The sequence below is a fragment of the Paenibacillus baimaensis genome, assembly GCF_025567575.1.
On sequence record NZ_JAOQIO010000012.1, the window covers coordinates 21,542 to 44,875 of the forward strand.

29 protein-coding genes are annotated in these 23,334 nt (G+C 43.5%); all 29 read left to right on the forward strand.

From position 1 onward, the window contains the following. Positions 1-297: 297 nt before the first annotated feature. The 29 genes from rpoB (at position 298) to secY (ending at position 23,277) form a co-directional block, all read left to right on the forward strand. Positions 298-3,834: a DNA-directed RNA polymerase subunit beta gene (rpoB, locus tag OB236_RS06165; protein ID WP_076237505.1), complete on the forward strand. Its 3,537-nt coding sequence runs from the start codon at positions 298-300 to the stop codon at positions 3,832-3,834. Positions 3,835-3,907: 73 nt separating this feature from the next. After that, the gene (gene rpoC, locus OB236_RS06170; RefSeq protein ID WP_076237502.1) at positions 3,908-7,528 is read left to right on the forward strand and encodes a DNA-directed RNA polymerase subunit beta'; all 3,621 of its coding nucleotides are present in this window, start codon (positions 3,908-3,910) and stop codon (positions 7,526-7,528) included. A gap of 157 nt (positions 7,529-7,685) precedes the next feature. Next, positions 7,686-7,937, forward strand: a complete 252-nt coding sequence (locus tag OB236_RS06175; protein WP_076237499.1) for a 50S ribosomal protein L7ae-like protein — start codon at positions 7,686-7,688, stop codon at positions 7,935-7,937. Between the two features lie 124 nt (positions 7,938-8,061). Further along, positions 8,062-8,484, forward strand: a complete 423-nt coding sequence (gene rpsL / locus OB236_RS06180) for a 30S ribosomal protein S12 (protein ID WP_091176426.1) — start codon at positions 8,062-8,064, stop codon at positions 8,482-8,484. Between the two features lie 46 nt (positions 8,485-8,530). After that, the gene (rpsG, locus tag OB236_RS06185) at positions 8,531-9,001 is read left to right on the forward strand and encodes a 30S ribosomal protein S7 (protein ID WP_076237493.1); all 471 of its coding nucleotides are present in this window, start codon (positions 8,531-8,533) and stop codon (positions 8,999-9,001) included. Between the two features lie 37 nt (positions 9,002-9,038). Further along, a complete protein-coding gene (fusA, locus tag OB236_RS06190) occupies positions 9,039-11,114 on the forward strand; it encodes an elongation factor G (RefSeq protein WP_076237490.1) in 2,076 nt (691 codons plus the stop codon). A 36-nt stretch (positions 11,115-11,150) separates the two neighbouring features. Further along, positions 11,151-12,341, forward strand: coding sequence for an elongation factor Tu (gene tuf / locus OB236_RS06195; RefSeq protein WP_076237487.1), 1,191 nt, complete (start codon positions 11,151-11,153; stop codon positions 12,339-12,341). A 284-nt stretch (positions 12,342-12,625) separates the two neighbouring features. Next, positions 12,626-12,934 (forward strand): 30S ribosomal protein S10, encoded by a 309-nt coding sequence (gene rpsJ, locus OB236_RS06200; protein WP_076237484.1) that lies wholly within the window; start codon positions 12,626-12,628, stop codon positions 12,932-12,934. Positions 12,935-12,985: 51 nt separating this feature from the next. Then, positions 12,986-13,609: a 50S ribosomal protein L3 gene (rplC, locus tag OB236_RS06205; protein WP_076237482.1), complete on the forward strand. Its 624-nt coding sequence runs from the start codon at positions 12,986-12,988 to the stop codon at positions 13,607-13,609. 22 nt (positions 13,610-13,631) lie between these two features. Next, positions 13,632-14,255, forward strand: a complete 624-nt coding sequence (gene rplD / locus OB236_RS06210; protein WP_076237479.1) for a 50S ribosomal protein L4 — start codon at positions 13,632-13,634, stop codon at positions 14,253-14,255. Continuing rightward, positions 14,255-14,545, forward strand: coding sequence for a 50S ribosomal protein L23 (gene rplW / locus OB236_RS06215; RefSeq protein WP_076237476.1), 291 nt, complete (start codon positions 14,255-14,257; stop codon positions 14,543-14,545). The genes rplD and rplW overlap by 1 nt, the downstream gene beginning before the upstream one ends. A gap of 29 nt (positions 14,546-14,574) precedes the next feature. Beyond that, on the forward strand, positions 14,575-15,405 hold the full coding sequence (gene rplB / locus OB236_RS06220; protein WP_076237473.1) for a 50S ribosomal protein L2: 831 nt from the start codon (positions 14,575-14,577) through the stop codon (positions 15,403-15,405). Positions 15,406-15,444: 39 nt separating this feature from the next. Then, on the forward strand, positions 15,445-15,723 hold the full coding sequence (gene rpsS, locus OB236_RS06225; protein WP_076237471.1) for a 30S ribosomal protein S19: 279 nt from the start codon (positions 15,445-15,447) through the stop codon (positions 15,721-15,723). 49 nt (positions 15,724-15,772) lie between these two features. Continuing rightward, on the forward strand, positions 15,773-16,108 hold the full coding sequence (gene rplV / locus OB236_RS06230; RefSeq protein WP_076237468.1) for a 50S ribosomal protein L22: 336 nt from the start codon (positions 15,773-15,775) through the stop codon (positions 16,106-16,108). A 14-nt stretch (positions 16,109-16,122) separates the two neighbouring features. Further along, a complete protein-coding gene (gene rpsC, locus OB236_RS06235) occupies positions 16,123-16,788 on the forward strand; it encodes a 30S ribosomal protein S3 (RefSeq protein WP_076237465.1) in 666 nt (221 codons plus the stop codon). Positions 16,789-16,790: 2 nt separating this feature from the next. Then, entirely contained in the window at positions 16,791-17,225 is a 435-nt protein-coding gene (gene rplP, locus OB236_RS06240; protein WP_076237462.1) for a 50S ribosomal protein L16, read from the forward strand. Beyond that, positions 17,215-17,415, forward strand: coding sequence for a 50S ribosomal protein L29 (rpmC, locus tag OB236_RS06245; protein WP_076237459.1), 201 nt, complete (start codon positions 17,215-17,217; stop codon positions 17,413-17,415). The genes rplP and rpmC overlap by 11 nt, the downstream gene beginning before the upstream one ends. Positions 17,416-17,438: 23 nt before the next feature. Further along, positions 17,439-17,702 carry a 30S ribosomal protein S17 gene (gene rpsQ / locus OB236_RS06250; protein ID WP_076237456.1) on the forward strand — a complete coding sequence of 88 codons (264 nt, stop codon included), beginning with the start codon at positions 17,439-17,441 and terminating at the stop codon, positions 17,700-17,702. 41 nt (positions 17,703-17,743) lie between these two features. Continuing rightward, complete coding sequence (gene rplN / locus OB236_RS06255) at positions 17,744-18,112, forward strand: 50S ribosomal protein L14 (protein WP_076237453.1); 369 nt, start codon at positions 17,744-17,746, stop codon at positions 18,110-18,112. An 89-nt stretch (positions 18,113-18,201) separates the two neighbouring features. Further along, on the forward strand, positions 18,202-18,555 hold the full coding sequence (rplX, locus tag OB236_RS06260) for a 50S ribosomal protein L24 (RefSeq protein WP_076237451.1): 354 nt from the start codon (positions 18,202-18,204) through the stop codon (positions 18,553-18,555). Positions 18,556-18,587: 32 nt separating this feature from the next. Then, entirely contained in the window at positions 18,588-19,130 is a 543-nt protein-coding gene (gene rplE, locus OB236_RS06265; RefSeq protein WP_076237448.1) for a 50S ribosomal protein L5, read from the forward strand. Positions 19,131-19,160: 30 nt separating this feature from the next. Continuing rightward, positions 19,161-19,346 (forward strand): type Z 30S ribosomal protein S14, encoded by a 186-nt coding sequence (locus OB236_RS06270; RefSeq protein WP_076237445.1) that lies wholly within the window; start codon positions 19,161-19,163, stop codon positions 19,344-19,346. Positions 19,347-19,378: 32 nt separating this feature from the next. After that, entirely contained in the window at positions 19,379-19,777 is a 399-nt protein-coding gene (gene rpsH / locus OB236_RS06275) for a 30S ribosomal protein S8 (protein ID WP_076237442.1), read from the forward strand. Positions 19,778-19,808: 31 nt separating this feature from the next. Further along, positions 19,809-20,351: a 50S ribosomal protein L6 gene (gene rplF, locus OB236_RS06280; RefSeq protein WP_076237440.1), complete on the forward strand. Its 543-nt coding sequence runs from the start codon at positions 19,809-19,811 to the stop codon at positions 20,349-20,351. 54 nt (positions 20,352-20,405) lie between these two features. Next, positions 20,406-20,774 (forward strand): 50S ribosomal protein L18, encoded by a 369-nt coding sequence (gene rplR, locus OB236_RS06285; RefSeq protein WP_076237438.1) that lies wholly within the window; start codon positions 20,406-20,408, stop codon positions 20,772-20,774. Positions 20,775-20,800: 26 nt separating this feature from the next. After that, positions 20,801-21,298, forward strand: a complete 498-nt coding sequence (rpsE, locus tag OB236_RS06290) for a 30S ribosomal protein S5 (RefSeq protein ID WP_076237436.1) — start codon at positions 20,801-20,803, stop codon at positions 21,296-21,298. 10 nt (positions 21,299-21,308) lie between these two features. Then, complete coding sequence (rpmD, locus tag OB236_RS06295) at positions 21,309-21,497, forward strand: 50S ribosomal protein L30 (protein ID WP_076237434.1); 189 nt, start codon at positions 21,309-21,311, stop codon at positions 21,495-21,497. Positions 21,498-21,535: 38 nt separating this feature from the next. Continuing rightward, entirely contained in the window at positions 21,536-21,976 is a 441-nt protein-coding gene (gene rplO, locus OB236_RS06300; RefSeq protein WP_076237431.1) for a 50S ribosomal protein L15, read from the forward strand. After that, the gene (gene secY, locus OB236_RS06305; RefSeq protein ID WP_076237429.1) at positions 21,976-23,277 is read left to right on the forward strand and encodes a preprotein translocase subunit SecY; all 1,302 of its coding nucleotides are present in this window, start codon (positions 21,976-21,978) and stop codon (positions 23,275-23,277) included. Before rplO ends, secY begins: the two co-directional genes overlap by 1 nt. Positions 23,278-23,334 lie beyond the last annotated feature (57 nt).

Here is a 23,334-nt window from a genome sequence, read left to right on the forward strand (position 1 = left end):
TGACATTTCCTTTATGTTATCATAATAAAATGTCAGCATTAAAGATGGGGTTTTTGTCTTTAGTTAGCTAAAATGTCAAGCGTTATTTTATCTTTGGTGAATAAAATTGACACTTTATACGTATAATGTGTAAATTTTAGGTGCACCATAGCAAAAGGTAAGGGACTATCGGTTAAATGAATTTTATGCATGGAAAGCTTCTGTAAGAAGTGACACTTCGGGCAGTATTTACTCGAGAAGGCTTCAGGAGAGGCTTTTATTTTGTTCTATTGAGTAGACATGAGGGGTGAATCAAACTTGGCGGGTCATCTTATTCAATTAGGTCGACGTAAACGCAGGTCATACGCTCGGATTCATGAGGTTTTGGAGGTTCCTAACCTTATTGAGATCCAACAAAAATCGTACGATTGGTTTTTGGAAGAGGGATTGCGTGAAATGTTTCAGGATATTTCCCCAATTCAAGACTTTACGGGAAATTTGATACTGGAATTTATCGATTACAACTTAGGCGAACCTAAGTATTCAGTCGATGAATCCAAGGAACGGGACGTCACTTACGCAGCTCCACTTCGTGTGAAGGTGCGCTTGATCAATAAAGAAACTGGAGAAGTTAAAGAGCAGGAAGTGTTTATGGGAGACTTCCCTCTGATGACGGAAACTGGAACCTTTATTATCAATGGCGCTGAAAGGGTTATCGTCAGTCAGCTAGTTCGTTCTCCGAGCGTCTACTTCAGTACGAAGATAGATAAGAACGGTAAAAAAACGTATACAGCAACTGTAATTCCTAACCGCGGTGCGTGGTTGGAGTTGGAAACTGACGCAAAAGATATTATTTATGTAAGAATCGATCGTACCCGTAAAATTCCAGTTACTGTTTTACTGCGTGCATTGGGCTTTGGTACCGACGCAGAAATTTTGGAGCTGTTGGGTGACGACGAATATCTTCGCAACACGCTTGACAAGGATAATACGGATTCAACGGATAAAGCGCTAATAGAAATCTATGAACGCTTGCGTCCAGGTGAGCCGCCTACACTGGATAATGCAAGAAGCTTGCTGGTTGCACGTTTCTTTGATCCAAAGCGCTATGATTTGGCAAATGTAGGACGTTATAAAATCAACAAAAAGCTGCATATCAAAAACCGTTTGTTTAATCAACGATTGGCTGAAACCTTAGTTGATCCGGAAACAGGGGAAATCATCGCAGAAGCAGGTCAACTGCTGGATCGTAGACTGCTGGATGAGGTTCTACCTTTTCTGGAAAAGAGCGTAGGTTTCAAAGAATACACAGCTTCTAATGGTATTGCTGAAATGGAACGTATTCCACTTCAGTGTATTAATGTGTATTCACCGATTGAAGACGGCAAGATCGTTAAAGTGATTGCCAACGGTAAAATAGATAAATCAGTTAAAAATATTATGCCTGCAGATATCATTGCGTCGATTAACTACTTTATTGATCTTCTTCATGGTATTGGCAGTACGGATGATATCGATCACCTGGGTAATCGTAGATTGCGTTCGGTTGGCGAACTGCTGCAAAACCAGTTCCGTATCGGTTTGTCCCGTATGGAGCGTGTTGTACGCGAGCGGATGTCCATTCAGGATGCCAATGTTATTACACCACAGGCTTTAATTAATATTCGTCCCGTTATCGCTTCAATTAAAGAGTTTTTTGGTAGCTCCCAGTTGTCGCAATTTATGGACCAAACGAATCCATTGGCTGAACTGACTCACAAACGTCGTCTGTCTGCTCTCGGACCCGGCGGTTTGACTCGGGAACGTGCGGGCTTTGAAGTCCGTGACGTGCATCACTCTCACTATGGTCGTATGTGCCCGATTGAGACACCGGAAGGTCCAAATATCGGTTTGATCAACTCCTTATCTTCCTTTGCGAGAATCAATGAGTATGGCTTTATCGAGGCTCCATACCGTTGGGTAGATCCGAAGACCGGCATCGTTACTGAGCAGATCGCTTATCTGACAGCCGATGAAGAAGATAACTATGTTGTTGCTCAAGCAAACTCGGAGCTGAGTGAAGAAGGTCATTTGAAGAGCGATATGGTTATCGTACGTTACAAAGATGATAACTTGATTCTTCCCAAAGACCGTGTCGATTACATGGATGTATCACCTAAACAGGTTGTATCCGTGGCTACAGCATTAATTCCGTTTTTGGAAAACGATGACTCCAACCGTGCGTTGATGGGATCCAACATGCAACGTCAAGCTGTACCTTTGCTTATTCCGAAGTCGCCGTTGGTGGGTACGGGTATGGAGCATAAGTCGGCTAAAGACTCCGGTGTATGTATTGTGTCCAAAATAGATGGTGTTGTAGAACGTGTTTCAGCTAACGAAATATGGGTGCGCCGCCAAGCAATGGTAGACGGCAAACTGGTTAACGGGGACCTGGTGAAACATAAATTGCATAAATTTATGCGTTCCAACCAAGGAACTTGCATCAATCAACGTCCGATTTGTCATAAAGGCGAGCAAGTTCGGGTCGGAGATATTCTTGCAGATGGTCCTTCTACGGAAATGGGTGAGCTGGCGTTAGGTCGTAACGTGGTCGTTGCCTTTATGACTTGGGAAGGTTACAACTATGAGGATGCGATCCTGCTTAGCGAAAAGCTGGTAAAAGAGGATGTTTACACCTCTATCCATATCGAGGAATATGAATCAGAAGCCCGTGATACGAAGCTGGGACCTGAAGAAATTACTCGCGATATTCCTAACGTAGGTGAAGATGCTCTGAAGAACTTGGACGAGCGCGGAATTATTCGTGTCGGAGCCGAAATTGGTGCTGGTGATATTCTGGTAGGTAAAGTTACGCCGAAGGGTGTTACCGAGCTTACTGCTGAAGAACGCTTACTGCACGCAATTTTTGGTGAGAAAGCACGTGAGGTTCGCGATACGTCGCTTCGAGTGCCACATGGTACGGATGGTATTGTTGTTGACGTTAAAGTATTTACCCGTGAAAACGGTGATGAGCTGCCTCCAGGCGTGAATCAACTGGTACGTGTCTATATTGCGCAAAAACGGAAAATTTCCGAAGGCGATAAGATGGCTGGACGTCATGGTAACAAGGGTGTTATCGCGCGTATTTTGCCGGAAGAAGACATGCCGTTTATGCCGGATGGTACACCTGTGCAAGTTGTATTGAATCCTCTGGGAGTTCCTTCACGGATGAATATCGGTCAGGTGCTGGAGGTCCATTTAGGAATGGCCGCCAAGTATCTCGGTATACACACAGCAACACCGGTATTTGACGGTGCCCGTGAGTATGACGTGTTCGATACGATGGTAGAAGCAGGTATGCAGCGTAATGGTAAAACCATTCTATATGATGGCCGTACTGGTGACCCGTTTGAGCGTGAAGTTACGGTTGGCGTCATGTACATGATCAAGCTTGCGCACATGGTTGACGATAAAATCCATGCCCGTTCTACAGGTCCTTACTCACTCGTTACCCAACAGCCACTGGGCGGTAAAGCTCAATTCGGTGGACAACGATTCGGTGAGATGGAAGTTTGGGCGTTGGAGGCCTATGGAGCGGCTTACACGTTGCAGGAAATTTTGACAGTTAAATCCGATGATGTAGTCGGACGTGTGAAAACGTACGAATCGATCGTTAAAGGCGAGAACGTTCCAGAGCCGGGCGTTCCTGAATCCTTCAAAGTATTGATTAAAGAGCTGCAGAGCTTGGGCATGGATGTTAAAATCTTGTCTGGCGATGAAAAAGAGATCGAAATGAGGGAAACAGACGATGATGATGAGGTTAGCAGCGATAAGCTGAATCTCAATCTGGAAGGTTCAGAACTGGGTGTAGAATAACCCAGTTCCATCGTATGTTCACAGGTCTATCTTGCACTTAAGGTTTCCCATAAAACATAAGGAGGGTGGCTCCTTGATGGATGTTAACAACTTCGAATTTATGAAAATTGGATTAGCTTCTCCAGAAAAGATCCGTTCGTGGTCCCGCGGAGAAGTGAAGAAGCCAGAAACGATCAATTACAGAACCTTGAAACCTGAAAAGGAAGGTCTGTTTTGCGAGAAGATTTTTGGGCCTACTAAAGACTGGGAATGTCATTGCGGTAAGTACAAACGTGTACGTTATAAAGGTGTTGTTTGCGATCGCTGCGGAGTGGAAGTAACCCGTCAAAAGGTTCGCCGTGAGCGTATGGGTCACATTGAACTCGCAGCTCCGGTTTCACACATTTGGTATTTCAAAGGCATCCCAAGCCGTATGGGCTTGGCGCTTGATATGTCTCCTCGTTCACTCGAGGAAATTATCTACTTTGCATCCTATGTGGTTACAGATCCTGGAGATACACCGCTTGAGAAAAAGCAGCTCTTGTCCGAGAAGGAATACCGCAGCTACCGTGAAAAATACGGTTATGCGTTCCAGGCTGGTATGGGAGCCGAAGCTGTAAAGAAATTGCTGCAGGACATTGAAATCGAACGTGAAGTGGAAATGCTGAAGGAAGAGCTGAAAACAGCCCAAGGTCAGCGCCGTAATCGTGCGATCAAACGTCTAGAAGTTATGGAAGCATTCCGTAATTCAAAAAACTTACCGGGCTGGATGGTACTTGATGTCCTCCCTGTTATACCACCAGAGCTTCGTCCTATGGTTCAATTGGATGGAGGAAGATTCGCCACCTCAGATTTGAACGATTTGTATCGCCGCGTTATTAACCGGAACAACCGCTTGAAAAGGCTGTTGGATCTGGGTGCACCAGATATTATCGTTCAAAATGAAAAGCGGATGCTGCAGGAAGCTGTCGATGCACTAATCGATAATGGCCGCCGCGGCCGTCCAGTAACGGGTCCGGGCAACCGTCCGTTAAAATCCTTAAGTCATATGCTCAAAGGGAAACAAGGACGTTTTCGTCAAAATCTGCTCGGTAAACGTGTCGATTATTCCGGTCGTTCGGTTATCGTCGTAGGTCCAAGCTTGAAAATGTACCAGTGCGGACTTCCGAAGGAAATGGCACTTGAATTGTTTAAACCTTTTGTGATGAAGGAACTGGTCAATAAAGGGCTTGCCCACAATATCAAAAGTGCAAAACGTAAAGTGGAGCGCGTAAGTCCAGAAGTTTGGGACGTATTGGAAGAAGTCATTAAGGAGCATCCGGTTCTGTTGAACCGTGCACCTACGTTGCATAGACTAGGTATTCAAGCGTTTGAACCGATTCTGGTTGAAGGCCGTGCAATTAAGCTGCATCCATTGGTATGTACTGCTTATAATGCCGACTTTGACGGAGACCAAATGGCGGTTCACGTTCCACTGTCTGCAGAAGCACAAGCAGAAGCTCGTTTGCTGATGCTGGCAGCCGGTAATATCTTGAATCCAAAAGACGGTAAGCCGGTAGTTACGCCTTCACAGGATATGATCTTGGGAAGTTTCTATCTGACAACCGATAATAAGGAAGCACATGGCGCCTTAACCATTGTTCGTACTGTACATGAAGCTGTATCCTTGTACCAACGTGGAGCAGCTGCACTGCATGCGCGTATTGCTATTCCAGCCAAAGCATTGAACAAAACAAGCTTTACACCGGAACAGCAAGAAGCGATGCTGATTACAACGATCGGTAAGGTAATCTTTAATGAAATTTATCCTCCAGATTTGCCTTATATCAATGAACCTACCAAATCGAATTTATTGAATGGTGCATCCGATCAATATTTCGTGTTTGAAAAGGGCGCTGATATTCGTAAAATCATGCAGGAGCTTCCAGAGGGCAAAGCAGTAGGTAAAGAGTATTTGGGCTTGATTATTGCTGAGTGCTTCCGGAAATACCATACAACCAAAACTTCGGTTATATTGGACAAAATCAAGGAGCTTGGTTTTACTTATTCAACGAAATCCGGTATTACAATCGCAGTTGCGGATGTAACGGTACCCCTTGAAAAAGATGCCATCCTTAAAGAGTCTGATGATAAAGTCAATATGGTAACGAACCAATATCGTCGTGGTTTGATAACCGATGAAGAACGTTATGATCGTGTTATTACGATTTGGAGTAAAGCGAAGGATGAAATCACGGATATCCTGATGAAATCCCTAGACAAATACAACTCCATCAACATGATGGTGGAATCCAAGGCACGGGGTAACAAATCGCAAATTACACAACTGGGCGGTATGCGTGGTCTGATGGCCAACCCGTCTGGTAAGATCATTGAGTTGCCAATTAAGTCGAACTTCCGTGAAGGCTTAACGGTTTTGGAATACTTTATTTCAACACATGGTGCGCGTAAAGGTTTGGCCGATACAGCACTTCGTACAGCTGACTCCGGTTACCTGACACGTCGTCTGGTAGACGTAGCACAGGATGTTATCGTTCGCGATGAGGATTGTGGTACGGATAAAGGCTTTACCGTTAACAAGATTCAGGATGGTAAAGAGGTTATCGAGGATCTGTATGACCGGATTGAAGGCCGCTATGCATTCGAAGTGATTCGTGATCCGCAAACCGGTGAAGTGATTGTTGGACGCAATGAATTGATAGAAGCGAACATCGCGGATACAATCATCGCAGCCGGCATCGAAAAACTGCAGATTCGGTCCGTTCTAAGCTGCCGTTCCCATCATGGCGTTTGCAAAAAATGCTACGGTCGTAACCTGGCAACTGGACAATTTGTAGAGATTGGTGAAGCTGTAGGTATTATCGCTGCACAATCTATCGGAGAACCAGGAACGCAGCTGACCATGCGTACGTTCCATACCGGTGGTGTTGCTGGAGATGATATTACACAAGGTTTGCCGCGTATTCAGGAGTTGTTTGAAGCCAGAAATCCGAAAGGTCAAGCGATCATTTCGGAAATTGATGGGGTAGTCAAGGAGATTCGTGAAGCCAAGGATCGTCGTGAAATCGAAGTTCTTGGTGAAGCTGAATCCAAAACTTATGCAGTTCCTTATGGTTCACGTATTCGCGTATCGCTTAACCAACAGGTTGAGGCGGGTGATGAGTTGACGGAAGGATCGATCGATCCTAAGGAAATGCTCCGCATCAAGGGTATCCGTGGTGTACAAAACTACATTCTTCAAGAGGTTCAACGTGTTTATCGGAACCAGGGTGTAGAAATCAACGATAAGCATATCGAGGTTATGGTTCGCCAGATGCTTCGTAAAATACGTATCGTTGATTCTGGTGACACGACGCTGCTTCCAGGTTCCTTTGTGGATATCCATGAATACGAAGAAGCCAATAAGGTCGCTTTGTACTCCGGACAAGAGCCAGCGGTTGCCAAACCGGTTCTGCTCGGTATTACCAAAGCTTCGCTTGAGACGGATTCCTTCCTCTCCGCAGCTTCCTTCCAGGAAACTACACGTGTATTGACTGATGCTGCCATCAAGGGCAAGGTTGATAAACTGCTCGGATTGAAGGAAAATGTTATTATTGGTAAGCTGATTCCTGCGGGAACAGGTATGCATAGATACCGTGACATCCGGATCACGAATCCGAATGAAGTGGAAGCTGATAACAAATCTTTAGAATTAGAAGTCGTTTCGGCTGACTAATTGCTTATAGAAGGATGAGATACTTGCCCTTGCTAAGAGATTGTGTAAATTCTTTGTAAGGGCAGGTAAATATCTTGACAACGGCACTTTCAAAGTGCTATTATATCGAAGTGTGCCATTTTGTGAAGTGTTTCCTGTCCTTTGGAGGATATTTTATATGTCTTATGAAAAAGTAAAACAGGCTGCTAACATTAGTATTGGCATGAAACAAACTGCAAGAGCAGTCGAGATGAACAAATCATCCGAAGTTTTTGTAGCCAAAGATGCAGATCCGCGAATAACGATAAAGATGGTAGCCCTTTGCAAGAAAGAGGGTATTCCAGTGACCTACGTTGATTCCATGAAGTTATTGGGTAAAGCGTGCGGTATTGATGTTGGAGCTGCTGTGGCAGCAATAGTGAATGAATAAAGCAAATCCGTTTTTGTTCAATAACAGAAATGTTGGCGGCAAAAGCTTTTCGTTTGTTCATTTATGATTCGCCTGGATCTGTGGGCTTGAAAGAGAACTAATAAGATTGGAAGGAGGTGGCGATATGCCAACAATTAACCAACTCGTTCGTAAAGGACGTAAAGCAAAAGTGGAGAAATCCAAATCACCAGCTCTTCAAAGAGGATTTAATGCCTTGAAAAGAGAAGCAACCGACATTAGCGCTCCTCAAAAGCGTGGTGTATGTACGCGTGTAGGTACAATGACGCCGAAGAAACCAAACTCTGCACTTCGTAAATATGCTCGTGTGCGTTTGACAAATCGTGTTGAAGTTACTGCCTATATTCCGGGTATTGGACACAACTTGCAAGAGCACAGCGTGGTATTGATTCGTGGAGGTAGAATTAAGGATCTTCCAGGGGTACGTTATCACATCGTTCGCGGCGCATTGGATACATCCGGTGTGAACAACCGTAAACAAGCTCGTTCCAAATATGGTACGAAGCGTCCTAAAGCAGCTAAGAAGTAAATAAAGCAAATAAAAACGGATGATTTTTTCAGAAAGGGGGATAACTATGCCTCGTAAAGGTCCAGTTACTCGCAGAGACGTATTACCAGATCCAATCTATAGCAGCAAACTTGTTACTCGTCTTATCAATCGCATTATGCTCGATGGCAAAAGAGGTGTTGCTCAAACCATCTTGTACAATGCATTCAAAATGATTCAAGATCGTACAGGTAAAGAGCCGATGGAAGTTTTCGAACAAGCCATCAAAAATATTATGCCTGTTCTTGAGGTTAAAGCTCGTCGTGTAGGTGGAGCAAACTATCAAGTGCCAATCGAAGTTAGACCTGATCGTCGTACGACTTTGGGACTTCGTTGGTTGGTGAATTATTCTCGCCTTCGTGGTGAGAAAACAATGGAAGAAAGATTGGCACAAGAAATTATTGATGCCAGCAACAACACAGGTTCTTCCGTTAAGAAACGCGAAGATACACACAAAATGGCTGAAGCTAACAAAGCTTTCGCTCATTATCGCTGGTAGAATCTAAATTCCTTATAATTTGAAAGGAGACATCCTGATGGCTAGAGAGTTCTCCTTGAAAGATACACGTAATATTGGGATTATGGCGCATATTGATGCAGGTAAAACGACCACGACCGAGCGTATCTTATTCTTTACAGGTCGTACTCACAAAATCGGAGAAGTGCATGATGGCGCTGCTACGATGGACTGGATGGAACAAGAGCAGGAGCGCGGAATTACAATTACTTCCGCTGCTACTACTGCTGCTTGGAAGGGTCACCGCATCAATATCATCGATACCCCGGGACACGTTGACTTCACTGTTGAAGTGGAACGCTCCCTGCGTGTATTGGACGGGGCAGTTGGAGTATTCAGCGCCAAAGAAGGCGTTGAGCCTCAGTCGGAGACGGTATGGCGTCAAGCTGACCGTTATAATGTTCCTCGGATTGCCTATGTTAACAAAATGGATATTATTGGTGCTGACTTCCTTGGTGCGATCCAGCAAATGCGCGAGAAATTAGGAGCTAATGCAGTTGCTATTCAATTGCCAATTGGTTCTGAAAGTGATTTTGACGGCATCATTGACTTGGTTGAACAAAAAGCACATATATTCAAAGATGACAAAGGTGAAAACATCGAGATAGTTGATATCCCAGATGAATTCAAAGAACAAGTTGAAGTATTAAGACTTGAACTGATTGAAAAAGTTGCAGAGCTAGACGAAGAGCTGACAATGAAATATCTCGAAGGTGAAGAGATCACTGTCGAGGAAATCAAAAAAGCACTTCGTATAGGTGTATGCCAAGTAAAAATCTTCCCTGTTATTTGTGGTTCTTCATATAGAAACAAAGGTGTTCAATTGATGTTGGATGCGGTAGTAGATTACCTTCCATCCCCTCTTGATGTACCTGATATTAAAGGTGTACTTGATGACGGTACTGAAGTCATTCGTAAGTCTTCGGATGATCAGCCTTTCTCAGCACTTGCCTTTAAAATTATGACGGATCCTTATGTAGGAAAGCTTACTTTCTTCCGTGTATACTCTGGTGTGTTAAATTCAGGTTCTTATGTTCTTAACGCTACTAAAGGTAAACGCGAAAGAGTTGGACGGATTCTTCAAATGCATGCAAACACGCGTCAAGAGATCAGCATTGTATATGCGGGTGATATTGCGGCTGCTGTAGGTTTGAAGGATACTACAACGGGTGACACCCTCTGTGAAGAGAAAAGCCCAGTAATCCTTGAAAAAATGAATTTCCCTGAACCGGTTATTCAACTCGCTGTTGAGCCGAAAACGAAGGCTGACCAAGACAGAATGGGTATTGCTTTATCCAAGCTGTCCGAAGAAGATCCGACTTTCCGTGCACACACAGATGAGGAAACTGGACAAACGATTATTGCAGGTATGGGTGAGCTTCACCTTGAAGTTCTAGTGGATCGTATGTTGCGTGAATTCAAGGTAGAAACAAACGTGGGTAAACCACAAGTTGCTTACCGTGAAACATTCCGTCAAGAAGCTAGAGTTGAAGGTAAGTTTGTTCGTCAGTCCGGTGGCCGCGGTCAATATGGACATTGTTGGGTTATCTTCACACCTCAAGAAGCTGGTGAAGGATTCTTGTTCGAAAGCAAGGTTGTGGGTGGTTCGATTCCAAGAGAATACATCGCTCCAATTCAAGCCGGTATCGAAGAATCAATGAAGAACGGTGTTATGGCAGGATTCCCGCTGGTTGATATTAAAGCAACTGTTGTTGACGGATCTTACCATGATGTTGACTCCAACGAAATGGCGTTCAAAATTGCAGGTTCAATGGCATTAAAGGCAGCGGCAGAAAAATGTCGTCCAGTTTTGCTTGAGCCAATCATGAAAGTTGAAGTTACCGTTCCAGAAGAATATATGGGCGATGTTATGGGTGATTTGAACTCCCGTCGTGGTCGTATCGAAGGTATGGATTCCCGCTTTGGTGCACAAATTATCCGTGCTAAGGTGCCTCTCTCCGAGATGTTCGGTTACTCCACAACTTTGCGTTCACGTACTCAAGGACGTGGCGTATATTCGATGGAATTGTCCCATTATGAAGAAGTGCCTAAGTCAATTGCAGAAGAAATTGTTGCTAAACATAAGGGCGCTTAATACAAATATAAGTTAATCGAGGAGGCAATCCAAGCCATGGCAAAAGCGAAATTCGAACGTAATAAACCGCATGTTAACATTGGAACTATCGGTCACGTTGACCACGGTAAAACAACTTTAACTGCAGCTATCACAACTGTATTGTCCAAAAGATACGGTGGCGCAGCAGTAGCGTTTGACCAAATTGACAAAGCTCCAGAAGAGCGCGAGCGCGGTATCACAATCTCCACAGCTCACGTTGAGTATGAAACACCTAACCGTCACTATGCACACGTTGACTGCCCAGGACATGCTGACTATGTTAAGAACATGATTACAGGCGCAGCACAAATGGATGGAGCTATTCTGGTTGTATCTGCAGCTGATGGCCCTATGCCACAAACTCGTGAGCACATCCTTTTGTCCCGCCAAGTAGGCGTACCTTACATCGTTGTTTTCTTGAACAAATGCGATATGGTAGAAGACGAAGAGTTGCTTGAACTGGTTGAAATGGAAGTTCGCGATTTGCTGAACGAATATGAGTTCCCAGGCGATGATACTCCAATCATCCGTGGTGCTGCTCGTGAAGCATTGCAAAACCCAGATGGTCCTTGGGCTGATAAAATTATCGAATTGTTTGAACAAGTTGATACTTATATCCCAACTCCTGAGCGTCAAACTGACAAGCCTTTCTTGATGCCTGTTGAGGATGTATTCTCAATCACAGGTCGTGGTACCGTTGCTACAGGTCGTGTAGAGCGCGGAACTATCAAAATTCAAGAAGAAGTTGAAATTCTTGGTCTTCAAGAAGAAACTCGCAAATGTATCGTTACAGGCGTTGAAATGTTCCGTAAATTGTTGGATTCCGCACAAGCGGGCGACAACATTGGCGCATTGCTTCGTGGTGTAGACCGTAAAGACATTGAGCGTGGTCAAGTTTTGGCGAAACCAGGTTCCGTTAAAGCACATACTGCATTTTCCGCTCAAATCTACGTTCTTACTAAAGAAGAAGGTGGCCGTCATAAGCCTTTCTTCACAGGCTACCGTCCACAGTTCTACTTCCGTACAACTGACGTAACTGGTATCATCTCATTGCCAGAAGGCACTGAAATGGTAATGCCTGGTGATAACATCACCGTTACTGTTGAACTGATCGCTCCAATCGCTATTGAAGAAGGTACTCGCTTCGCAATTCGCGAAGGCGGCCGTACAGTAGGCGCTGGCGCAGTAGCAACAATCAGCAAATAAGATCATCATAGATCTGAGAGCCTTCCATCGCAATTACTGGATGGAGGGCTTTTATTTTTGCTAATTTGTACTGCAAATAATGGATTTATAAATTTATAAAAAAAGAATGGAAATGTTCTTGCTTTTTGTTTTGATTTTTTATATAATAGTGAACGTTGGTCTGAGACGTTGCGATGATGTGAGAGGTTGCTGACACACCCGGCCCCTTTGCCATGGGGAAGGCGTCAGGAGATTTTCACTGAGTATGTCCGATACTAAATTGGGCGATAGAAGGAGGGAATACTATGGCAAAGCAAAAAATTCGTATTCGTTTGAAGGCATATGATCACAGAATTCTGGATCAATCTGCTGAGAAAATTGTGGAAACGGCAAAGCGTTCAGGTGCAAGCGTATCTGGTCCGATCCCATTACCTACGGAGAAAACAATCATTACTGTTCTTCGTGCGGTACACAAATACAAAGACTCGCGTGAGCAATTTGAACAACGCACACATAAGCGTTTGATCGATATTGTTAATCCGACACCACAAACTGTAGATGCGTTAATGCGTTTGGATCTACCGTCCGGTGTGGATATCGAAATTAAATTGTAATCCACATGTGTATAAATAATTGAAAGCATAAGAAGAAAAGAGGTGTCAACGATGACTAAAGGTATCTTAGGAAAAAAGCTTGGAATGACCCAAGTGTTTACTCCTGAAGGCTTGGTAATTCCGGTAACGGTAATTCTTGCAGGTCCTTGTACGGTTTTGCAAAAAAAGGATGCTGAGAATGACGGATACGAAGCTATTCAAATCGGTTTTGATGACAAGAAAGAAAGTAGAGCTATCAAACCTGAGTTGGGCCATGCGAAAAAAGCTGGTGCAACACCTAAGCGCTACATTAAAGAAATTCGTGGTATTCAGATCTCTGAATACGAAGTTGGCCAAGAAATCAAAGCTGACTTGTTCACAGAAGGCGAATTCGTTGATGTAACCGGTACTTCTAAAGGTAAAGGTTTCCAAGGTTCTATCAAAAGACATAATCAATCTGTTGGTCCAATGGCTCACGGCTCGCGTTACCATCGTGGTCCAGGCTCCATGGGTTCCATCCAATCCAACCGTGTTCCAAAAGGCAAAAAGCTTCCAGGACATATGGGTGCGGAAACAGTTACGATTCAACGTCTTGAAGTTATCAAAGTCGATGCGGAACGTAATGTGATCCTAGTAAGAGGTTCCATTCCGGGTCCTAAAAATAGCTACGTGAGTGTTAAATCAACAGTTAAGTAAAGCAAGGAAGGAGGATTAACAGATGCCAAAAGTAGCATTGTATAATGTAAGTGGTGCACAAGTGGGAGAAGTGGAATTGTCTGATTCCGTGTTCGGTATTGAACCCCATTCCCACATTTTGAATGAAGCAGTATTAATGCAGCGTGCTTCGTTACGACAAGGTACACACAAAGTTAAAGGGCGCTCCGAAGTTCGTGGTGGCGGTCGTAAACCTTGGAAACAAAAAGGTACAGGTCGTGCACGTCAAGGTAGTATTCGTTCCCCTCAATGGAAGGGCGGCGGTATCGTTTTTGGACCGACTCCACGCAGCTACGCGTACAAGCTTCCTAAGAAAGTTCGTCGTATCGCCATCAAGTCTGCATTGTCTTCCAAGGTACTTGGCAACGAAATTATCGTACTGGATCAATTGCTATTGAATCAGCCGAAAACCAAGGAATTTGCAGCGATTCTTAACAATTTGAAAGTGGATCGCAAAGCTTTAGTAGTAACAGCTGGTTATGAAGAAAACGTGGCATTATCCGCTCGTAATATCCCAGGCGTGAAATTTGTAGTTGCTGACGGAATTAGCGTGCTTGATGTTATGGTTTACGACAAGCTGATCATTACTAAGGATGCGGTACAGAAGGTAGAGGAGGTTTTTGCATAATGAAAGATCCTCGCGATATTATTAAACGCCCTGTAATCACTGAGCGTACAAGTGATATGATGGCTGAGAAGAAATATGTGTTTGAAGTTGAGCTCCGTGCAAACAAAACGGAAATCAAATTGGCTATCGAGTCAATTTTCAAAGTAAAAGTAACGAAAGTTAACACTTTGAGAATGCCGGCTAAGCCAAAACGCTATGGTCGTCATGCCGGTTATACATCGGAATGGAAAAAAGCGATTGTTTCGTTAAGCGCTGATAGCAAAGAGCTTGAATTTTTTGAGAGTGTGTAATTAACCTTTTCAAGTAAGGAGGAATCCAAGTGCCAATTAAAAAATATAAACCAACGTCACCTGCCAGACGTCATATGTCGGTTTCTACATTTGAAGAAATCACAACGTCAACACCGGAGAAATCGTTATTGGCTCCGTTGTTCAAACACGCGGGACGTAACAACCAAGGTAAAATCACGGTTCGTCACCAAGGTGGAGGACACAAACGTAAATACCGGATTATTGACTTCAAACGGAATAAAGATGGAATACCAGGTCGCGTTGCTACGATTGAATACGATCCAAACCGTTCCGCTAACATTGCTTTGATTCATTATGCTGATGGTGAAAAACGTTATATCATCGCTCCTAAGAACTTGAAAGTCGATGATAAAATCGAATCCGGACCTAAAGCGGATATCAAGATCGGTAATGCTTTACCGCTTGAAAATATTCCTGTAGGTACAGTTATCCACAACATCGAGTTGAAACCTGGCAAAGGCGCTCAATTGGTTCGCGCTGCTGGTACTGAAGCTCAATTGCTTGGTAAAGAAGAAACTTATGTAACGATTCGTCTTACTTCCGGCGAAGTTAGAAAAGTTTTGAAAGTTTGCCGCGCAACAATCGGTTCTGTTGGTAACGAAGATTACGAATTGATCAAAGTAGGTAAAGCTGGACGCTCGCGTTGGTTGGGTCAAAGACCTGAAGTCCGCGGTGTTGTAATGAACCCTAACGATCACCCACACGGTGGTGGTGAAGGCCGTGCTCCTATCGGTCGTAAATCTCCAATGTCTCCTTGGGGCAAACCGACTCTTGGTTACAAAACTCGTAAAAAAGGCAAAGCATCTGATAAATATATTGTTCGTCGTCGCACTAAATAATCGGATTCTAGCAAGGGTTGAAGAAAGGAGGAACGAAATATGGGTCGCAGTTTGAAAAAAGGTCCTTTCGTTGACGGCTATCTTATGAAGAAAGTTGAAGCGCAAGGCGACACTCAGAAGAAACAAGTTATTAAAACTTGGTCGCGTCGTTCGACTATTTTCCCGCAATTCATCGGATTTACTTTTGCGGTATACGATGGTAAAAAGCACGTGCCGGTTTACGTTACAGAGGATATGGTTGGTCACAAACTTGGTGAGTTTGCTCCAACTCGTACTTACAAAGGTCATGATGATGACAAGAAGACGAGCAAGCGCTAATTAGAGCTTTGCTTGTGTAATAAGCAGTAAATGAGAGGAGGTACAACACATGTCAGAAGCAAAAAGTATTGCAAGATTCGTTCGTATTGCTCCCCGTAAAGCGCAGCTGGTTGTTGATTTGATCCGCGGCAAGCAAGTAGGAGAAGCAATTGCGATTCTGCGTCATACACCAAGATCCGCTTCACCGATCGTTGAGAAGGTTTTGAACTCTGCCATTGCTAATGCTGAGCATAACTACTCCATGGATCCGAACAACTTGGTCGTATCACAAACATTTGTTAACCAAGGACCAACAATGAAACGGTTCCGTCCACGTGCAATGGGACGTGCTAGCCGCATTAATAAACGTACCAGCCACATTACAATAGTGGTATCCGAAAAATAAGGGAGGGATAACGTGTGGGTCAAAAAGTAAACCCAGTAGGACTTAGAGTTGGGATTATTCGCGATTGGGAATCCAAATGGTTCGCAGGTAAAGATTTCGGCGATCTTCTTATTGAAGATGTTAAAATCCGCGAATACTTAAAAACGAAGCTGAAAGATTCAGCTGTTTCACATATTGAAATCGAACGTGCTGCTAACCGTGTGAATGTTACCATTCAAACAGCTAAGCCTGGTATGGTTATCGGTAAAGGCGGAGCAGAAATCGAAGTTATTCGTAACTACATTGCTAATCTGTCGAACGGCAAAAAGATTCACATCAATATCTCTGAAATCAAAAATCCTGAATTGGATGCAATTTTGGTTGCTGAAAGCATTGCACAACAATTGGAACGTCGCGTTTCATTCCGTCGTGCTATGAAGCAATCGATCCAAAGATCGATGAGAGCCGGAGCAAAAGGAATCAAAACAGCAGTAAGTGGTCGTTTGGGCGGAGCGGAAATCGCTAGAAATGAAGGCTACAGTGAAGGTACAGTGCCTCTTCATACATTGCGTGCGGATATTGACTATGGTACAGCGGAAGCTCATACTACTTATGGTCGTATCGGAGTAAAAGTATGGATCTATCGCGGCGAAGTTCTTCCACCGGCTAAGAAAAAGGCTGTTACGGAAGGAGGCAACTAAGAATGTTAGTTCCTAAACGTGTCAAACACCGTAAAGAGTTTCGTGGTAAAATGCGTGGTCGCGCTAAAGGCGGAACAGAAGTAAGTTTCGGTGAATTCGGATTGCAAGCTTTGGAGCCTGCATGGGTTACCAACCGTCAAATCGAGGCTGCTCGTATTGCGATGACTCGTTACATCAAACGGGGCGGTAAAGTATGGATCAAAATTTTCCCTTCGAAACCGGCAACACAAAAACCGCTTGAAGTACGGATGGGTAGCGGTAAAGGTAGCGTAGAGAAATGGGTTTGCGTTGTAAAACCAGGTAAGATTATGTTTGAACTTGCCGGTGTTAGTGAGGAAATTGCTCGTGAAGCATTACGTCTGGCTTCTCACAAGCTTCCGATCAAAACCAAGTTTGTTAAAAGAGAAGATGTAGGTGGTGAAGCAAATGAAGGCTAGTGAATTTCGCAACCTAACCACTGCTGAAATTGAACAAAAAATTGCCGGCTTTAAAGAAAGACTCTTTAGCCTCCGTTTTCAACTAGCTACCGGTCAACTGGAAAACCCAGTACAGATCCGGGAAGTCCGCAAAGAGATTGCTCGTGCAAAGACTGTTTTGCGTGAAAGAGAACTGGGGATCATTAGTTAATGAGTGAGAGAGGAGGATCTTCCATGAGTGAACGTAACGATCGTAAAACTCAAGTCGGTAAAGTCGTGAGTGACAAAATGGAAAAAACCATCGTTGTTGCGGTTGAAACATACAAAAAACACGATCTTTATCACAAAAGAATTAAATATACGAAGAAATTCAAAGCGCATGACGAGAACAATGAGGCCAAAATCGGTGATGTTGTGAAAATTTCCGAAACACGTCCTTTGTCCAAAGACAAGCGTTGGAGATTGGTTGAAATTGTAGAAAAAGCTGTTTTGGTATAAAAAAGATACGAAGCATCAATTCCGGAAGGAGGGTTTAAACAATGATTCAACCTCTATCTCGTTTAAAAGTGGCTGACAACTCAGGAGCAAAGCAATTGATGTGCATTCGCGTTCTTGGTGGTACTGGACGTCGTGTGGGTCATATCGGTGATTTGATCATCTGCTCGGTAAAAGAAGCAACACCAGGTGGCGTTGTCAAAAAGGGTGATGTTGTCAAAGCGGTAATCGTTCGTACAAAGAGCGGTGCACGCCGTAAAGATGGTTCTTACATTACTTTTGATGAAAATGCAGCTGTAATCGTTAAGGATGATAAGAGTCCTCGTGGAACTCGTATCTTTGGACCAGTTGCTCGCGAACTTCGTGATCGCGACTTTATGAAAATCGTTTCTCTGGCTCCAGAAGTTATCTAATTTAAATGCTGCTTAAGCAGCTGCACGATAGAAGAAATTATGCTTACGAAGTTAGCATTCTACGAATGCTCTCAGGAGGTGGAAACTCAATGCCAAAGCAACCCAAGAAATTGGAGTCTCATAATAACAAACTAAATGTTAAAAAAGACGATAAAGTGTTCGTAATTACTGGCAAAGATAAAGGTAAAAAAGGCCGTGTAATTGCAGCATACCCTCGTGAAAATCGCGTGTTGGTTGAAGGTGTAAATATGATCAAGAAGCATAGCAAACCTTCGCAATCTAACCCACAGGGTGGTATTATCTCGCAAGAAGCACCTATTCACGTATCGAACGTGATGCTGATTGATCCGAAGAGCGGCCAGCCTACCCGTGTAGGTTACAAAGTTCTGGACAACGGTACAAAAGTACGTGTAGCTCGTAAATCCGGTGAAGTTATCGATTAATCGTAAAAGTTAGGAAAGGAGGTACATGAAAGATGGCAGCAAGGTTAAAAGATCGTTTTTTGAATGAAGTAACTCCTGCTTTGATGCAGAAATTCAGTTATACAACGGTTATGCAGGTGCCTAAGATTGAGAAAGTCGTCATTAACATGGGTGTGGGTGAAGCAGTTTCGAACTCCAAAGTGTTGGATGTAGCTGTTCAGGATCTTCAGTTAATCGCTGGTCAAAAGCCGGTTGTTACTAAAGCAAAGAAATCAATCGCAGGCTTCAAATTGCGTGAAAATATGCCGATCGGTGTAAAAGTAACGCTTCGCGGCGAGCGCATGTATCATTTCTTGGACAAATTGTTCAATGTTGCGCTTCCTCGTGTTCGTGACTTCCGCGGTGTTTCTTCAAAAGCATTTGATGGACGCGGTAACTATACATTGGGTTTGAAAGAACAATTAATTTTCCCTGAAATCGAATACGATAAAGTTGATAAAGTACGCGGTATGGATATCGTTATCGTAACTACAGCCCAATCGGACGAAGAGTCCCGTGAGTTATTAACCCAATTAGGAATGCCGTTTACCAAATAAGGTACGGTACAACCGGAGGTGTAAAAGTAAGTGGCAAAAACTTCAATGATCGTGAAGCAACAGCGCACTCCAAAATTCAAGGTGCAGGCTTATACACGCTGCGAACGCTGTGGCCGTCCGCATTCGGTTCTTCGGAAGTTTAAAATTTGCAGAATTTGTTTCCGCGAATTAGCACACGCAGGTCAAATCCCTGGCGTTAAAAAAGCAAGCTGGTAATTACCCAAGTTTCGGGAAGGAGGTTCACATAAATGGTGATGTCAGATCCAATTGCAGATATGCTTACACGTATTCGTAATGCAAACGTTGTGCGTCATGAAACGGTTGAAATCCCTGCTTCGACGGTCAAAAGAGAAATTGCTGAGATCCTCAAAAAAGAAGGTTTTATCCGCGACGCTGAATATATCGAAGATAACAAGCAAGGAATTATCCGCGTATTCTTGAAATACGGACCTAACAATGAACGTGTTATTTCCGGTCTTAAAAGAATCAGCAAACCCGGCTTGCGTGTTTACACAAAAAGTCAAGAGGTTCCTCGCGTACTAGGCGGTTTGGGAATTGCGATTATTTCCACTTCTCAAGGCGTTATGACCGATAAAGAAGCTCGTCAAACTAAAGCTGGCGGAGAAGTTATCTGCTACGTTTGGTAATAAAGAATTTAAATGAACGGAGGTGCATACCATGTCACGTATTGGTCGCAAGCCCATTACAATCCCGAGTGAAGTAAACATCACTCTTGATAACACTCTTATCACAGTAAAAGGCCCTAAGGGTACTTTGTCTCGTGAGTTACACAGAGATATGAAGCTGGTCGTTGCAGAAAATGAAATTTCTGTTGAACGTCCTTCTGATAATAAATTACATCGTTCTCTTCACGGTACTACAAGAAGCGTTGTTGCTAACATGGTAAACGGCGTAACTACTGGTTTTGCAAAAAACCTTGAGCTGGTTGGAGTTGGATACCGCGCTAACAAAACGGGTGATAAGCTGGTTTTGAACGTTGGTTACTCGCATCCAGTTGAAATCGAACCGGAGAACGGTATCGAGTTTGATGTTCCATCAAACACGAAGATCACGGTTAAGGGCATTGACAAAGAATTGGTCGGCGCAGTTGCTGCAAAGATTCGTTCTGTTCGTGAGCCTGAACCTTATAAAGGTAAAGGTATTAAGTACGAAGGCGAACGTATTCTTCGTAAAGAAGGTAAAGCTGGTAAGAAGAAATAAGCTTGCATAAATGCAGGATCATCCTTCATTTAAGTTGAAAGGAGTAAACCTCGAATGATTAACAAAAGCGACAAGAACAAAGCTCGTTTGAAAAGACATTTACGTGTCCGTAAGAAAATTCAAGGAACGACTGAACGTCCGCGCTTGAATATCTTCCGTTCATCCAAGCATATGTACGCACAATTGATCGATGATGTTAAAGGTGTAACTATTGCATCTGCTTCCACTCAAGATAAAGAGTTGAAAGAAAACATCGGCAATGGTGGTAATGCTGAAGCAGCTCGCAAGGTCGGAGCTTTAATTGCAGAGCGCGCTAAGCAAAACGGAGTAGAAAAAATCGTATTTGACCGCGGTGGATATTTGTACCACGGACGTGTGCAGGCATTAGCCGATGCAGCTCGTGAAGCAGGTCTTGAATTTTAATCGAACATATAAGGAGGTAAAATCACTTGCGTATTGATCCCAATACTTTAGAGTTAACAGAAAAAGTTGTTAACATTAATCGTGTATCTAAGGTAGTTAAAGGCGGACGTCGCTTCAGCTTTAGTGCATTAGTTGTTGTTGGCGACGGTAACGGATGGGTAGGCGCAGGAATCGGTAAAGCTGGCGAAGTACCAGATGCAATTCGCAAAGGTATTGAAGATGCTAAGAAAAACCTGATTCATGTACCTATCGTTGGAACCACTATCCCTCACTTGGTTATTGGTAAATTTGGAGCTGGTAATGTTCTTTTGAAACCTGCTTCCAAGGGTACTGGAGTGATCGCGGGCGGTCCAGTTCGTGCAGTGCTGGAACTTGCTGGTGTTGGCGACATCTTGACCAAATCTTTAGGATCTTCTAACTCAATCAACATGGTAAATGCTACTCTTGAAGGCTTACAGCGTCTGAAGCGTGCTGAAGAAGTTGCAAAGCTGCGTGGCAAAACTGTTGAAGAGATTTTAGGGTAGGAGGGATATCATGGCTAAACAATTGCAAATTACCCTCAAACGCAGCTTGATCGGCCGTCCAGAAACACAACGTCGTACTGTAGTTTCACTTGGACTGGGCAAACTGAATTCAACTGTTGTACAACAAGACAATGCAGCGATTCGCGGCATGGTTAATCAAGTAAGTCATTTAGTTGAAGTTACTGAACTGGAAGCATAAATTTGCTTTACAAAACGTATTAAGAGGAGGTGCAAACGATGAAATTGCATGAGCTTACTCCGGCTATCGGGGCACGTAAAGCCCGCAAGCGTGTGGGTCGTGGTATCGGTAGTGGTATGGGAAAAACGTCAACTCGTGGACATAAAGGACAAAATTCGCGCTCTGGCGGTGGTGTTCGTCCAGGTTTTGAAGGGGGACAAAATCCTCTATATCGTCGCTTGCCTAAACGTGGATTTACTAACAGATTCCGTAAGGAATTCGCTATTGTAAATCTGACTGAGCTTAACAAATTTGCTGCTGGTACTGAAGTGACTCCAGAAATTCTTCAAGAGTCCGGTATTATCAAAAATGCAAGAGATGGAATCAAAATCTTGGGCAATGGCGATCTTACTGTTCAGTTGAGTGTAAAAGCTAACAAGTTCTCTCAATCTGCGGTAGAGAAAATTCAGGCTGCCGGCGGTAAAACCGAGGTGATTTAATGTTACGTACCATATCCAATATTTTGAAAGTAGACGATCTGAGGAGAAGAATATTCTTCACCTTAATCGTTTTGATCGTCTACAGAATTGGTGCTTTTATTCCGGTACCTAACATCAACACAGATATTATCAAACTTCAGGATCAAGCCAACACAGGTGGTGTGTTTGGTTTGATGAATACTTTTTCCGGTGGCGCATTGTTCCAATTCTCGATCTTCGCGATGGGAATTATGCCTTATATTACAGCCTCGATCATCGTTCAGCTTTTATCGATGGATGTAATACCACGTTTTGCTCAATGGGCAAAAGAAGGGGAAGTGGGCAGAAAGAAGTTAGCGCAGATTACCCGTTACGGTACAATTGGATTAGGGATTATCCAGGCATTTGGTTTGGCTATCGGATTTAACCGAATCTACACAGGGTTAGTTGTGGATCCTACGTTCACAACGTATGCTTTGATCGCAATCGTTCTGACAGCGGGAACTGCATTTCTGATGTGGTTAGGGGAACAAATCACTGAAAATGGAATTGGAAATGGTATTTCCATTATCATCTTCGCGGGGATTGTAGCTGCAATTCCGACAGGAATTTCACAGATTTACAAAACTCAATTAGCCGATGCTGGAGATGCACTGTTCTTGAATATTATCAAAGTCGTGCTCATCGTAGTTGTTATTATTGCGTTGATCGCTGGGGTTATCTTCATACAACAAGGCATTCGTAAAATTCCGGTGCAATACGCCAAACGGGTTGTAGGTCGCAAGACTTATGGTGGGCAATCGACACACATCCCATTAAAGGTAAATGCAGCGGGTGTAATTCCAGTCATCTTTGCTTTATCATTACTTGTTTTTCCTCCAACACTTGCTAATTTTTGGAGAGGTAATGTAGTGGCAGATTGGATCATTACGAATTTAAATTATACAGCACCACTCGGTATGGTTCTGTATGTACTATTGATCATTGGGTTCACCTTCTTCTACACGTTTGTTCAGATTAATCCTGAACAGATGGCTGACCAAATGAAGAAAAACGGAGGTTACATACCAGGAATTCGTCCTGGGAAAACAACTTCTGTATACTTGACCAGAGTAATGACTCGCATTACTTTGTCTGGTGCTCTTTTCTTGGCTGCGATCTCCATTATTCCAATGGTACTGGGCCACCTTGCAGGCTTGCCGGAATCGGTTCGTATTGGAGGAACTTCCTTGCTAATTGTTATTGGTGTAGGATTGGAAACGATGAAGCAGGTTGAAAGTCAACTGATCAAACGTCATTACAAAGGTTTTATCAATAAATAGTAAATAGGTTCTGATAGTGAACTTTCACTATCGGCACCTATTGTTCTGGTTGCATCA

Coding starts and splice junctions, on each gene's coding strand:
- rpsQ (WP_076237456.1), top strand. CDS start 17,439: ATGAGTGAACGTAACGATCGTAAAACTCAAGTCGGTAAAGTCGTGAGT.
- rpsJ (WP_076237484.1), top strand. CDS start 12,626: ATGGCAAAGCAAAAAATTCGTATTCGTTTGAAGGCATATGATCACAGA.
- secY (WP_076237429.1), top strand. CDS start 21,976: ATGTTACGTACCATATCCAATATTTTGAAAGTAGACGATCTGAGGAGA.
- fusA (WP_076237490.1), top strand. CDS start 9,039: ATGGCTAGAGAGTTCTCCTTGAAAGATACACGTAATATTGGGATTATG.
- rplV (WP_076237468.1), top strand. CDS start 15,773: ATGTCAGAAGCAAAAAGTATTGCAAGATTCGTTCGTATTGCTCCCCGT.
- rplF (WP_076237440.1), top strand. CDS start 19,809: ATGTCACGTATTGGTCGCAAGCCCATTACAATCCCGAGTGAAGTAAAC.
- rplD (WP_076237479.1), top strand. CDS start 13,632: ATGCCAAAAGTAGCATTGTATAATGTAAGTGGTGCACAAGTGGGAGAA.
- rpsL (WP_091176426.1), top strand. CDS start 8,062: ATGCCAACAATTAACCAACTCGTTCGTAAAGGACGTAAAGCAAAAGTG.
- OB236_RS06175 (WP_076237499.1), top strand. CDS start 7,686: ATGTCTTATGAAAAAGTAAAACAGGCTGCTAACATTAGTATTGGCATG.
- rplC (WP_076237482.1), top strand. CDS start 12,986: ATGACTAAAGGTATCTTAGGAAAAAAGCTTGGAATGACCCAAGTGTTT.
- rplX (WP_076237451.1), top strand. CDS start 18,202: ATGCCAAAGCAACCCAAGAAATTGGAGTCTCATAATAACAAACTAAAT.
- rpsH (WP_076237442.1), top strand. CDS start 19,379: ATGGTGATGTCAGATCCAATTGCAGATATGCTTACACGTATTCGTAAT.
- tuf (WP_076237487.1), top strand. CDS start 11,151: ATGGCAAAAGCGAAATTCGAACGTAATAAACCGCATGTTAACATTGGA.
- rplW (WP_076237476.1), top strand. CDS start 14,255: ATGAAAGATCCTCGCGATATTATTAAACGCCCTGTAATCACTGAGCGT.
- rpsS (WP_076237471.1), top strand. CDS start 15,445: ATGGGTCGCAGTTTGAAAAAAGGTCCTTTCGTTGACGGCTATCTTATG.
- rplR (WP_076237438.1), top strand. CDS start 20,406: ATGATTAACAAAAGCGACAAGAACAAAGCTCGTTTGAAAAGACATTTA.
- rplE (WP_076237448.1), top strand. CDS start 18,588: ATGGCAGCAAGGTTAAAAGATCGTTTTTTGAATGAAGTAACTCCTGCT.
- rplO (WP_076237431.1), top strand. CDS start 21,536: ATGAAATTGCATGAGCTTACTCCGGCTATCGGGGCACGTAAAGCCCGC.
- rplP (WP_076237462.1), top strand. CDS start 16,791: ATGTTAGTTCCTAAACGTGTCAAACACCGTAAAGAGTTTCGTGGTAAA.
- rpmD (WP_076237434.1), top strand. CDS start 21,309: ATGGCTAAACAATTGCAAATTACCCTCAAACGCAGCTTGATCGGCCGT.
- rplN (WP_076237453.1), top strand. CDS start 17,744: ATGATTCAACCTCTATCTCGTTTAAAAGTGGCTGACAACTCAGGAGCA.
- rpmC (WP_076237459.1), top strand. CDS start 17,215: ATGAAGGCTAGTGAATTTCGCAACCTAACCACTGCTGAAATTGAACAA.
- rpsG (WP_076237493.1), top strand. CDS start 8,531: ATGCCTCGTAAAGGTCCAGTTACTCGCAGAGACGTATTACCAGATCCA.